This window comes from Commensalibacter sp. M0355 (assembly GCF_016101365.1).
GTDB lineage: Bacteria > Pseudomonadota > Alphaproteobacteria > Acetobacterales > Acetobacteraceae > Commensalibacter > Commensalibacter melissae.
Map to the genome: position 1 here is coordinate 59,104 of NZ_JACFQQ010000004.1, position 13,242 is coordinate 72,345.

Consider the following 13,242-nt stretch of genomic DNA (forward strand, 5'->3'; position numbering starts at 1 on the left):
AAAATTATTCTGGTTCCACATGAATGTTTATTGAAACATTTCCAATTACTTTTTGTAAAGCGTGTTCAATACGATCACATATCTTATGGGCTTCTTTCACTCTCATGTCTCCAGACACAACCAAATGAAAATCAATAAAAATCAAATTGCCAACCTGACGAAAACGGACCATATGGAATTCTTTTGCTTCAGGGGCATTTGCTTGAATTATTTTATAAATACTGGAAATGGTTTGAGGGTCAGGAGCTTTATCCATCAAGCCATTAATAGAATTTTTTATGATGCCAAAGCCTATACGTAAAATATTAATAGCAATGAAAAAGCCCATGAGGGCATCAAGTGCAGCCCATTGAAACATTGGAATAAGTGTTAAACCTACAATTAATCCGATAGTTGTCCATACATCGGAAAGAACATGCTGTCCACCTGCTATAAGGACTGCAGAAAAATATTTTTTACCTACACGAATAAGTGTTATTGCCCAGAATAGATTAACAAGCCCAGCTGTTCCATTTAGAATAATTCCTTTTAAAGGCGCCATGGGAAATTGGGGATTTTTCCATCCTTGCCAGGCTTCGTAAAAAATTAAAATTGATGTTATTATTACTAATAAACCCTCGGCGGCGGCAGAAATATATTCGGCTTTATAGTGTCCATAAGTATGGTTTTTATCGGCTGGTTGGGTCGAAATGGTGATTGCGAATATTTCAAAAATAGCGGCTAACACATTGATTGTTGTTTCAAGCATGTCAGAATAAAAAGCAACACTGAGTGTTGTTTTCCATGCCAGATATTTAAGAAAAAAAACTACAAGACTAACCAGAAAACTCCCAAGACTAAATAGGATTTTCTTATTCTTTATTATTTTAAAGATCATAAAGTAATTATAAGTTTAAGGTTAAACAGTATTAATGTCCGCCAGATTGCAAAAACTGGCTTCATTTTTTTGTTCGATCTGGAAAGTTGAATGATTAATTCTAAATTTTTCCTTGAGGCGTTGTGCAACCATATTCAGAAACTGGTCAGAATGTTGATTGGTATTACTGACCAAATGAACGGTTAGGGCGGTTTCTGTTGTACTTAAAGCCCAGATGTGTAGATCATGTAAATCAATGATATTGGGAAGGGAGCGTAAATAGGTTTCCACGGCGAAAGCGTCAACATTGCTTGGGACACCGTCCATGGCAAGTGTAACTGAATCTTTCAATAAAGACCAAGTTCCCCAAATAATTATTGCAGCGACAATCAAGCTGGTAATGGGATCAAGCATATTCCAATGGGTGAAAAAAATAATAATCCCTGCCCCGGCAACACTCAACGATAAAAGGGCGTCATAGGCCATGTGCAAAAAGGCGCCCTTAATATTAAGATCCTCTTTTTGTCCGGAATGGAACATTAATGCGGTTATTCCATTTATAACAACACCGAGTAAGGCGACTAAAATTACTGTTTTACCTGTAACAGTTGCAGGTTTGTAAAAGCGTTCAATTGATTCCCAGATAATTCCTCCTGTAACAATAAGCAATAAAATTGCATTACTTAAAGAAGCCAAGATAGAGGTTCGACGATATCCGTAGGTAAAATTGGGAGAGGGTTTTTTTTTGCTTAAATATGAGGCCCCCCAAGCGGTGGCCAAGGCAAAAACATCTGATAGATTATGACCGGCATCAGCAATTAAGGCTAGGGAATTGGCAAAAATGCCCCATATGGTTTCGGCACAAATATAAATTAAGTTAAGGCTAATTCCTAGAGCAAAGGCCTTGCCAAAAGATTGTGGAACATGATGGTGATGACCGTGGATATGTTCATGTGCATGATCATGCAAGTGGGAATGATTGAATTGATGCATGTCATGCGTGGAATGATCCAAATTGCTCAAGATTAAATCCCTATAATTTTTTAGTTATAAAATAAGATTAACCATATTGTTAAACGCTTATTATAAAAAAATTAATTTGATTAGCCTAATTTTATTTTTAAAAATTTATCTAAATTATATCAAATCTGACAATCAAGTTTTAAATTGGTTTTATATGTAAATACTGTGTTTTGTTTATTATAAAAAAATCCAAATATTAATCGGGAATGAATGTTAAGAAAATTTGTGTTTCTTCGTTAACGTAACCACAATGATAGTATTCCTTATCACTATTATTTATAAAAGAATGAACAACGCAATTACCCGCCTCGATGTGAACAGGTAGTTGATTATTATCAGAAATTTGTTGAATGGCAGAATCTTTTCCATGAGCGGTCATCAAGGTCTGGGCTATTACTTGTGAGGTTGGTCATAGGGAACTTTATTAGGAATCTTGTCATTAAAAAATTTGACCATTATGATTAGGAAAAGCTATTGTACGACATTGTTGTTTATAAACTGCGATTATACTTCTCATAGACCAGTTTTTCATCTCAGGGAAAGAAAGATTTACAGTTGCAATATTTCCATAAACAGAAATTATCTTTCTCTTTGGTAGAATTATATAACTGTTACCATCAGGAAATTGGTTTGGTACAAAAAATGATAATAATATTTATAGGCTTAGATGCTCCCTTTGAATTTATTTTTGTGATTTTCAAATGGATGGGAAATATCTGAAAATCAGTGGAAGCATGGGTAGGTAAAGAAATTAGACTATAAGCGCCAAATAAAAAAAGAGTATAAAAATTATAAATAATTATTGAGGGAAGGTATATCTAGAATAATGTTATTAACGTTTTTGAAAGAAAGATATAAGATATGGTTCTAGCTTAAGAAAATGTTACTTGTAATAGGTTGCTTTTGAAATTATATGATGTTTTATCATTTAAGTTTTTGATACCTCTCCTTAAATGTTGTAAACTTCCTGAAAGACTAACTTTATTAAAGACTGAAAATAAATTATTTTCAGTCTTTTTTTAATAGTTTTATATTGAATAAATCATGTATATCAATTTTTTAGTGCCAATATATGGTTTATAGTAGCGAGGATAATTAAATAAAATAAAATATAATATTGAGCCTCACGAAAAGTTTTATAAAAATAACAAAATCACTGATTTTATATGGTTTACCAATTCATTAATTTGATTTAAAAAATACAGTTTGGTTTGTTTTTTCTAAATTAAAGACTTCGACAACGTTAATAATATGCAAGTTTAGAAAAAACAAACCGAAACAATATGAAAATAAATTAAAGAATGTTACTTTTCAGGCTTCCTTATTTCTAAAAATGCAGAAGCAAATTATAATTGATTAATATAAAATATTTTTTCTATTCTCCTTTTAAACTAAAATGTAAAACTGGACAGTCAAAATAAAATATTTAAAATGAAGTTAATAAAATATTTTACTATATAGAAGATTTATGTTGAATCAATTAAAAGATAAATGTTTTATATTACATTTTATTATCATGGTTAAATCACTACATTTACGAATTAACTGCCAAATAGCATTCAACAGATAAATGTTTCCACCCTTTGTACAAGTAATCATTACCAAAACAAAGCTGACTTTTTTCCACATGGTAATAAAAACCATAGTCTTATCATATAAAATATGATAAATATCACAGACAGTCATTGCAGAAATTCCTCTTCTGTTATGATTAGGTCGGGTCAGTATGTTGCAGCATCTGATCCGGCCGCTTCGACACTATCTGTCGAATGCTGATTACAAATATACAAAGAAAATTGGATTTATGAAACTTATTTTTTTTGTCCATGTAAAAATAAGATTATTAAATTTATTCAATGTTATTAACAATTTCATATATAAAATATTATATTTGAACAATATTCATTAAAATCAAGGTTTTTTAAAGTTGGTTTTTCCCAAGTTTATTATTCCTTTATTGAAATGTAATTTTTGCATAAAGAATTGGTAAAATAATATTCGATTCGAGATTTTGGTTTTATCTTATTTTTTTCTAACCTATATGCATAATTATTTATTATTTACATATATGTTACTTGATGATAGTGAATTTATTCTAGGGTATATTAAAAAAATGTACAAGAAATTTTAAATAACTGGAATGATAACGTGATTTTTATAAAAACTTCATGATTAATTTTCATAAAACAATAACTACATATTATGTATACTCAATTAAAGTCAAGAAATATTGCGAATTTTATTCCATAAATAAAATGGAAGTCTTTTTTATAAATAGATAAGAATTTTATTTTTTCATTTATCTATTTTATAGAAAAATTATAATTAAACTATAGTGATAATAAGATTTATTATTTGTAAAAATAAAGCATTACTATAATTTTTATTTTGTGTATTTGGTATGGAGAATTAACGGGGATTATAAAATTTCATTTTAAAAACTTTTTTATTATTATGTTTATATAGCTATTGACTTAATTACAATTTAATTAAGTCAATTAATCATTATTTATATGACAAGATTGTTGATATGTATAATGAATTATTATTATGGACAGCATAAATATTTCGATACATTATGACATAATGTTTGATGTAAAGTGTGGATGGAGGACTTTGTGTCTTTGATTGGTCATTTCCCTGTTTTGTCAATCTATGGAAATTGTATTGAATATGGGTATTTGAATCCTATTTTAATGATTGTCTTTTAGGGATTATTCAGGATATAAACAGCGACATCCTGCAATCGGGGATTTAAGAGGATAAGAACAATTAGGATGAAAAGAAAATCTGGTTTTAAAGATGATTAGAGTTACAGAAGTGAAACTGCCCTTGGATCATGATGAAGCAGATTTGAAACAGGCCTTGTATAATCGTCTAAAACAGTTTCCCAGCGAGTATCAGGTAATAAGGCGGGGATATGATGCACGCCGACGGGGGGACATTCAACTGGTGTATACCATTGACTGTTCCATTGATAATGAAGAGGAATTTTTACGCAATCATTCCTTGGATCGCAATTTATCAAAAACACCAGAGGTTCGGTATCAGTTCGTGATGTCCCGGCAGACTGGTGAAAAAATTGCTAGTCAGGCCAGCTATGTTCGTCCTATCGTTATTGGTGCGGGGCCTTGCGGGTTTATGGCGGGATTGTTACTGGCACAGATGGGTTTGCGTCCTTTGATTCTTGAACGTGGGAAAGCGGTCAGGGAAAGAACGGTCGATACTTTTGCATTTTGGCGTCAGTCAAAATTCAATCCTGACAGCAATGTCCAATATGGAGAGGGAGGTGCGGGAACCTTTTCCGATGGCAAACTTCATACGCAGATCAGTGATCCGTATCATTATGGTTACAAGGTCTTGACAGAATTTGTCAGGGCAGGTGCGCCAGAGGAAATTCTTTACGTATCCAAACCTCATATTGGTACGTTTCGGTTGGTCAGTATGGTTGAGAAAATTCGTCAGGAAATAGAATCTTTTGGTGGTCAGTACCGGTTTAATACTTATGTGCAAAAGATTTTGATGAATAAAAATCGCCAGATTGTCGGGGTTCGATTGGTGGATGGGCAGGAAATACAGACAAATCACATTATTCTTGCGACTGGACACAGTGCGCGGGAGATGATGTATACCCTTTATGAGGATGGCGTGGAGATTCAGGCAAAACCTTTTTCTGTTGGTGTCAGAATTGAGCATCCGCAAACCCTGATTGATAAGGCCCGTTTTGGTTCACAGGCGGGACATCAGCTGTTGGGGGCGGCCGATTATAAATTGGTGTATCATGATGCAGACAAACGGGGGGTTTATTCCTTTTGTATGTGTCCGGGGGGAACGGTGATTGCGGCGGCCTCGGAAGAGGGGGGAATAGTGACAAACGGAATGAGCCAGTATTCTAGGACGGAAAGAAATGCCAATGCTGCAATCGTGGTGGGTGTTAAGCCGGAACGGGATTATGCAGGCCATCCTCTGGCGGGTATTGCCTTCCAGAGAGATCTGGAGCGGAAAGCCTTTCAGCTGGGGGGTGCGAATTATAAAGCGCCGGTTCAGCGGGTGGAGGATTTTTTGCTTGGAAGGGCAACCCGGACATTAGGTTCGGTTGTTCCCTCTTATAAACCGGGGGTGGAACCCGATGATCTTGCGGAGATATTGCCTTCATTTGTTATCAATGGAATACGGGAGGCATTACCTGTATTTAATCGTAAATTGTCCGGATTCAATTTTGCTGATGCTGTAATGACTGGTGTGGAAACGCGAACATCCTCGCCAGTTCGTATTCCAAGAATGGATGATGGGCAAAGTGTCAATACTTCCGGACTTTATCCTGCGGGAGAGGGGGCTGGATATGCGGGCGGTATCATGTCTGCGGCCATTGACGGGATAAAGATTGCTGAAAAAGTTGCCCAGAATATCCACGACAATCATCAGTAGATCCGGGGATTACATCCCTACAGACAAACTGTTGGTTTGGGATGTGATCCGGATTCATCTTTGCAACCTTCATAATTAATGTTTCAATGTTCACTTTGATGATTTTTGAATATTGGGTTAAAGTCGGACGATGGAAATGATAAGACAATAAAGGAAAGAAATCTGCATAATGAAAATTCATGCCGCTCAATTGGCTGATCTTGATCAGATAATGGCCATTCAAATGTTATGTTATTATGCGATTGAGCCTGAATCACGGCTTTCTATGGCTTCAAAAATCATTGCCAGTCCTGATACCTGTTTTGTGGTGAAAGAGCGAGATATGGTCAGGGGGTATTTGCTGGCCATTCCCGTCATGTCGGGTGAAGCTCCCGCCCTGGATAGCGAAGCTTGCGATTTGGCAGGAGGGGCAGATTGCCTTTATCTGCATGATTTGGCCGTTCATCCAGAATCAAGAGGGCTGAAAGTTGGATGTATTTTGGTGCGGCAATTCATGAATATTGCTCATAAGAAAAAATTCCGTCATGTATCCCTTGTTTCCATTCAGGATTCCTTCCGTTTTTGGCAGAAACAGGGATTTGAGGCAATTGTTCCCCCCGAAAAGTTGCAGAGTAAATTGATGACCTATGGTCAGGATGCAATTTATATGGAAAAACTTCTGATTGGCATTCCTCAGGAGTAGGATAATTTTATGAAATCCCTGTTTTTTTATTGTATTGCGGCCTTTGCCGAGATTGCCGGTTGCTTTTCTTTTTGGGTATGGGCACGGTTGGGGAAGTCGCCCTTGTGGCTCGTACCCGGAATGGCCAGTTTGGCATTTTTTGCCCTGATGCTGACGTTGGTGGAGGTTGATCTGGCGGGGCGTGCCTATGCTGTATATGGTGGAATTTATATTTTATGTTCCCTGTTCTGGTTATGGATTGTTGAAAATACACGACCGGATCGGTGGGATATTCTGGGAATGCTGATTTGTTTGGCTGGAGTATTCATTATCTTGTTCATGCCCAGGGGATGATCAATCGCAGGGATCAATGGAATGTGGTTTTGGGACAAAGTGGGTTGAATATCGAAATTTAAAAAAATCCCAGGCAAATAATAATAAAATGCCTGGGTAAAAAAGTGCTTAAAATAAATATCAACGTAATAAAAGATATTTCACAAAAGGTTATTAATGAATTCAGTTATAAGAAATTTCTCGATGAAAAAATCAGCCTATAAATTTGAACTCAAACAATGAAATACCAACTACTATGAGCTAATATATGAAATCACATGACTTTTATACAATTTATGACCGGTTGCGTCAATATTGATACCCATGATTTTCCTATAAAATTTAGTAAAATAAAAGAGATAACGCTTGGAAAACAAAGGTTTTTTTTTATAAAATGGCAAAATTTCAAAAAAAATTGATCGTTTTTGAAACAATAATAAATATTTCGGAATCGAAAAATAACAGGGTCTTTTATACTACAAGATTTTATTGAAAAATGATGGGAACTGATATCCAGATTTTCAATTTTATCCAGTGACAGGATCATGTCGGATTTATCAAAAAAAATCTTGGAAAAAAAGATTTTATGAAATGAAAAGGGAAAAATCCGGAGACAAAATTCTGGTCAATACAACATTTGCATGAATGAAAATAACACTGTTTATAAAAATACGGAAATAACCTGAAAATTATTGAAATATCTCATATATTCCCCCGGTAGAAATTGGCTTTTTCAGGGTCATGAAACCGGGGGAAATAAAATTTTTGTATTTTAAAAACAATTAAGCAAGGGAACGGCCATTTACGTGAATCCTGATGGAAATGGTAAATATACGGGTAAATTCATTCGTTGGTTCTCCTTAACAATTTAATGGAAATTAAATAAATGCGGCATCCAGCGAACAAACGGACCTGTTCCCCAAATGTGCAGTAAACCGCAGAATGAGAGGGTTGGTTTCTGAATAAAATTTATTTTTGGTGATAGCGAAAGGGCTAACAGTGTGATATAAATTCAAATCAGTCATTGCAGATTCCGTTCAAAACTTGGTCTGTGATGATTAGGTTGGGTAAGATGTTGTAGCATCTTATTCAACCGCATCAAGGCGTTATTCGCCGGATGCTCCTGTTACTATACGTGTAAAATTCCCTTTTGCAAATAATTTTTTAAACGAATTAAAATTTGTCCCGTTCCCTTTATTGCGGATAAAAAGGTTATTCCTGTCGGAATAGATTCTATATCTGAAATTCGATTTAATGAGTTATTTCAAATATATATTAAAATCCGTTTATTATTGTCCATTCAGTTTAATGGCGCAAATGTTATTTCTCCTAACAAAAATTTGATAATTTCGTGATTTGATCGTTTCATGTAGTTAATATATTGTTAAAGATCGTTATATTTATGGAGTATTTTATGATGAATAAATGGGTGGATTACGTAATTACCGAAGTAAGATACAATAATGAACGTTCACATATCGTTGCATTCAAGTGCTGGCGACATATCGGGGCCGAACTGATCGGCCCGGATATACGGTCAAGGGCTGATATCATTAATGCCATTGACAATGAGAACCTGGTTTTTATCACCGAATACAAAGGTGAGGATGGGAAATGGGAAAAGGGTGGTGATGTCGGTATTGTAATGGTTGGAAATGAAAAATTCCTGCGAACCGATGCCAATCCGGAAACCCGTGACAATCTGGGAAATTTGCCCGAATTGTAATGTTCACGTAAATATGTCCAATACATCCAGTTTATCCATTATCGGTTATTTTCATTTAAGCAAATTTTATTAATTTTACCTAGTTATAATGTTAAACAGTTGTGATTAGATCGTTGCGGTGAAATAATGTATTATTTAATATCATTAATTTAAGGAGTATTTATCATGAGTAAATGCACAAACTAAATTTTTACAGCATTAAGTTACAATATTGATCATTCTCATATTGTCAAATTACAAATCTGGGAATGTGATAAAAACTTTGTAACTAAAAGATAATTTAGGTAATTTACCTGAATTTTGATTTGATTTTAATGTAATTGTAATTTATTACTTTAATTTCTTAGGTTATTTAACGTTAATTTTATATTTATAGATTCAATATTATCATTGATACAAGGGATTTGTACCTAGCATTAATGGAAATATTTTTATCAATAAATTTCAGGCTGGATGATTTTGCTTATTAGGTATTCCTGAATCAGATTCTGGAATATCGAGTGAAAAAATCATTCAGTTTTTTTTATCCTTTTTGCACGGTCTGGTTTCTGCAAACCGTTATTCTTTTCCCCCTTTAATATTGTAATCCCATCCGGCCAATTTAAATAGCTAATATGAATATTTGGGAAAAAGGTTTGTTTTGATCTTTTGATATAGATGGATTAAAATTGATTTTTTCATTTTGAAATTTTATTACTATTGTGAGGGAAGAATTGACTGATAAGCAAAAGGATGATTCCTTGGACATGAAGATTGTCCAACGGGTCGCTAAATTATCTGCACTTGCCGTCAAGGAAAAAGAACTGGCAACCTATGCCCGGGATTTGGGGGGTATAATACACTGGGTTGAGCAGTTGAACGAGCTGGATGTTTCCGCGGTTGAACCAATGGTTGGGGCAGAAAATGCACAATTGAGAATGCGTGAGGATGAGGTTACCGATGGCAATTGCCGTGAGGCTGTTTTATCCAATGCTCCAGAACGTATCGCCGATTTTTATGCTGTTCCGAAAGTGGTTGAATAATGCTGACAGAAATGACGATTACAGACGCGGTGGAGGGCCTGCGTCAAAAGAAATTCAGCGCGGAGGAATTGACACGGGATCATCTGAAAGCGGTTGGTCAGTTAAACAGCCGGATCAATGCCTATATCACGGTAACGGAAGAGGTCGCCCTTGGTCAGGCCAAGGTGGCAGATGAAAAACTGGCTTCGGGGGATGCGCCGGTACTGACCGGTATTCCTTTGGCGATCAAGGATCTTTTTTGTACAAGGGACATTCCAACAACCGCCGCCAGCCGTATCTTGGAAAATTTTGTTCCACCCTATGAAAGTACGGTGACCTCGAATTTATTGAGGGATGGAGCCGTTTTTTTGGGCAAGACCAATCTTGATGAATTCGCGATGGGATCCGGCAACCTGAATTCGGCATTCGGTGCCGTTGAAAATCCATGGAAACGCAAAAATGATGATGCGTTTCTGGTTCCTGGCGGCTCTTCTGGTGGTTCCGCGGCTGCCGTGGCGGCGCGGATGGCTCTGGGGGCAACCGGAACGGATACGGGTGGCTCCATTCGTCAGCCGGCAGCATATTGCGGTATCACCGGAATCAAGCCAACCTATGGGCGGTGCAGTCGTTGGGGTATTATTGCCTTTGCCAGCTCGCTTGATCAGGCTGGACCCATGGCAAAAACCGTTGAGGATTGTGCAATCTTGTTGCAATCAATGGCCGGTTTTGATCCAAAAGACAGCACAAGCGTGGACAAAGCGGTTCCGGATTATCGTGCGGCCTGTAACCGTTCATTGAAAGGGTTGCGTGTGGGTATTCCAGAAGAATATCGCGCTCCTGGCATGTCATCTGAAATAGAGGCAATCTGGCAGCAGGGAATTGACTGGTTGAAAGAGGCCGGTTGCGAGATCGTGGATGTTTCCCTGCCTCATACTAAATACGGATTGGCCACCTATTATATCATTGCCCCTGCTGAAGCCTCATCCAATCTGGCCCGTTATGACGGGGTGCGCTATGGTCGCCGTGTCAGTGGAAAAAGTCTTGAGGAACTCTATGCGAATACACGCGGAGAGGGTTTTGGTACAGAGGTGAAACGCCGTATTTTGATGGGTACTTATGTGTTGTCGGCCGGTTATTACGATGCCTATTATCTCCGGGCGCAGAAGGTTCGCAAACTTATCTATCAGGATTTCATGAATGCCTATGAAAAGGTGGATGTTCTCTTGACACCAACGGCACCATCAGCCGCTTTTGCCAAAGGTGAACATCAGGATGATCCCGTACAAATGTATCTGAATGATATTTTCACCGTTCCCGCCAGTATGGCCGGAGTGCCTGGTCTGGCCTTGCCGGCCGGGTTAAATGACCAGGGTCTTCCCCTGGGTTTGCAGTTGCTGGGTCGTCCATTTGATGAGGAGACCCTGATTGCTGTTGGGTCAGCAATGGAAAAAGCTGCCAATTTCACATATAAACCCGCCATTCGTTCTGGAGTTTCCCTATGAGTTATGTGATTGAAGGGTCAACAGGATCCTGGGAAGTTGTTATTGGTCTTGAAGTCCATGCCCAGGTTATCAGTAAGGCCAAATTGTTTTCAGGTGCCTCCACGCATTTTGGTGGTGAACCCAATACGCAGGTCAGTCTTGTTGATGCCGCTTTTCCCGGTATGTTGCCCGTCATCAATCGTGAATGTGTTGATCAGGCCATTCGTACAGGATTTGGGTTAAATGCCCAGATTAATCTGGTAAGCCGTTTTGACCGCAAGAATTATTTTTATGCCGATTTGCCACAGGGATACCAGATTTCTCAATTTACGCATCCTATTGTTGGCAAGGGTGAAATCGAGATCGAACTGGATGACGGTACGGTCAAGAAGATTGGTATTACCCGTTTGCATCTTGAACAGGATGCGGGAAAATCCATTCATGACCTTGCCCCAAAAGAGACCTGTATTGATTTAAATCGCTCTGGTGTGGCTTTGATGGAGATTGTCAGTGAGCCGGATATGCGCTCACCGGAAGAGGCAGGTGCCTACTTACGCAAAATCCGTGCGATTGTGCGCTATTTGGGTACTTGTGATGGAAATATGGAGGAGGGATCAATGCGTGCGGATGTGAATGTGTCTGTCCGTAAGCCCGGTGAGGAATATCGTACGCGTTGCGAATTGAAAAATATCAACTCCATTCGGTATGTCATGCAGGCAATTGAAATTGAAGCCAAAAGACATGTGGAAATTTATGAAAATGGGGGAGAGGTGGATCAGGAAACCCGTTTATTCGATGTTGCCAGAGGGGAAACCCGTACGATGCGCAGCAAGGAAGACGCCCATGATTACCGTTATTTCCCAGATCCGGACTTGCTGCCTCTGGTCGTTGAGCAATCCCACGTTGACCATCTCAAGGCAACCCTGACTGAATTGCCGGATGCAAAACGAGACCGTTTCCAGAATGAGTATGGATTGCCCCGTTATGATGCCAATGTTCTGGTAGCTGAAAAAGACATTGCCGATTTTTTTGAAATTGTTGCAAAGGGTCGGGATGGGCGTTTGGCCGCCAATTGGGTCACAGGCGAACTGTTTGCCGTACTGAATAAAAAGGGTCTGTCAATCCAAGAAAGTCCTGTAAAGGCTGAGGCAATTGGTGCTTTGCTGGACTTGATCGCTGATAAAACCATCAATGGTAAGATTGCCAAGGAGGTTTTTGAGGATATGGTTGAAACAGGTGATATGCCTGCGGATATCGTGGAACGCAAAGGTTTGAGACAGGTAACGGATACTACGGCAATTGACAAAGTGATTGCCGATATTCTGTCAGTCAATGCAGATAAGGTTGAACAATATAAATCAGGTAAAGACAAGCTTTTTGGTTTCTTTGTCGGACAGGTTATGAAGGAAATGAAGGGGAAAGCCAATCCCGCAATAGTCAATGAGCTTTTAAAAAAGCATTTATCTTGATAAAAATTGAAAAAGGAAATTGACAGTCCTCGAATAAATGATTAGAAACGGTAAAAGCAAACGTCGTGTTATAGATAGGCAGGCTCTTCTTGCGGAGGGGTGGCCGAGTGGCTGAAGGCGACGGTTTGCTAAACCGTTGTACGGTGTAAGCCGTACCGTGGGTTCGAATCCCATCCCCTCCGCCAGTTACATATGTTGAATATTGCCAATTCCTGACAAATACCTTGTTTTTCCTAAAAAAATCCATATTTACCTATCATATTC

10 protein-coding genes and 1 tRNA gene are annotated in these 13,242 nt (G+C 37.9%); 8 read left to right on the forward strand and 3 right to left on the reverse strand.

Going from position 1 to position 13,242, the window contains the following annotated elements:
* Nucleotides 1–4 precede the first annotated feature (4 nt).
* The 3 genes from H3T44_RS07755 to H3T44_RS07765 form a co-directional block, all read right to left on the reverse strand.
* Nucleotides 5–877 carry a cation diffusion facilitator family transporter gene (locus tag H3T44_RS07755; RefSeq protein ID WP_198185461.1) on the reverse strand — a complete coding sequence of 291 codons (873 nt, stop codon included), beginning with the start codon at nt 875–877 and terminating at the stop codon, nt 5–7.
* Nucleotides 878–898: 21 nt separating this feature from the next.
* Nucleotides 899–1,879 (reverse strand): cation diffusion facilitator family transporter, encoded by a 981-nt coding sequence (locus tag H3T44_RS07760; RefSeq protein WP_230873390.1) that lies wholly within the window; start codon nt 1,877–1,879, stop codon nt 899–901.
* A 196-nt stretch (nt 1,880–2,075) separates the two neighbouring features.
* Nucleotides 2,076–2,258 (reverse strand): hypothetical protein, encoded by a 183-nt coding sequence (locus tag H3T44_RS07765; RefSeq protein WP_198196814.1) that lies wholly within the window; start codon nt 2,256–2,258, stop codon nt 2,076–2,078.
* Nucleotides 2,259–4,681: 2,423 nt separating this feature from the next.
* On the opposite strand from H3T44_RS07765, the gene H3T44_RS07770 reads away from it, so the two are divergent.
* The 8 genes from H3T44_RS07770 (at nt 4,682) to H3T44_RS07805 (ending at nt 13,163) form a co-directional block, all read left to right on the forward strand.
* Nucleotides 4,682–6,307 carry an NAD(P)/FAD-dependent oxidoreductase gene (locus H3T44_RS07770; protein ID WP_198196815.1) on the forward strand — a complete coding sequence of 542 codons (1,626 nt, stop codon included), beginning with the start codon at nt 4,682–4,684 and terminating at the stop codon, nt 6,305–6,307.
* A 169-nt stretch (nt 6,308–6,476) separates the two neighbouring features.
* Complete coding sequence (locus H3T44_RS07775; RefSeq protein ID WP_198196816.1) at nt 6,477–6,989, forward strand: GNAT family N-acetyltransferase; 513 nt, start codon at nt 6,477–6,479, stop codon at nt 6,987–6,989.
* A gap of 9 nt (nt 6,990–6,998) precedes the next feature.
* On the forward strand, nt 6,999–7,322 hold the full coding sequence (locus tag H3T44_RS07780; protein ID WP_198196817.1) for a YnfA family protein: 324 nt from the start codon (nt 6,999–7,001) through the stop codon (nt 7,320–7,322).
* A 1,393-nt stretch (nt 7,323–8,715) separates the two neighbouring features.
* The gene (locus H3T44_RS07785) at nt 8,716–9,027 is read left to right on the forward strand and encodes a DUF3892 domain-containing protein (protein WP_158523895.1); all 312 of its coding nucleotides are present in this window, start codon (nt 8,716–8,718) and stop codon (nt 9,025–9,027) included.
* A 746-nt stretch (nt 9,028–9,773) separates the two neighbouring features.
* A complete protein-coding gene (gene gatC, locus H3T44_RS07790) occupies nt 9,774–10,049 on the forward strand; it encodes an Asp-tRNA(Asn)/Glu-tRNA(Gln) amidotransferase subunit GatC (RefSeq protein ID WP_155567744.1) in 276 nt (91 codons plus the stop codon).
* Nucleotides 10,049–11,530 (forward strand): Asp-tRNA(Asn)/Glu-tRNA(Gln) amidotransferase subunit GatA, encoded by a 1,482-nt coding sequence (gene gatA, locus H3T44_RS07795; protein WP_198196818.1) that lies wholly within the window; start codon nt 10,049–10,051, stop codon nt 11,528–11,530. The genes gatC and gatA overlap by 1 nt, the downstream gene beginning before the upstream one ends.
* Nucleotides 11,527–12,978 carry an Asp-tRNA(Asn)/Glu-tRNA(Gln) amidotransferase subunit GatB gene (gene gatB, locus H3T44_RS07800; protein WP_198196819.1) on the forward strand — a complete coding sequence of 484 codons (1,452 nt, stop codon included), beginning with the start codon at nt 11,527–11,529 and terminating at the stop codon, nt 12,976–12,978. The genes gatA and gatB overlap by 4 nt, the downstream gene beginning before the upstream one ends.
* Nucleotides 12,979–13,071: 93 nt before the next feature.
* Nucleotides 13,072–13,163: transfer RNA gene (locus H3T44_RS07805), tRNA-Ser, on the forward strand.
* Nucleotides 13,164–13,242 lie beyond the last annotated feature (79 nt).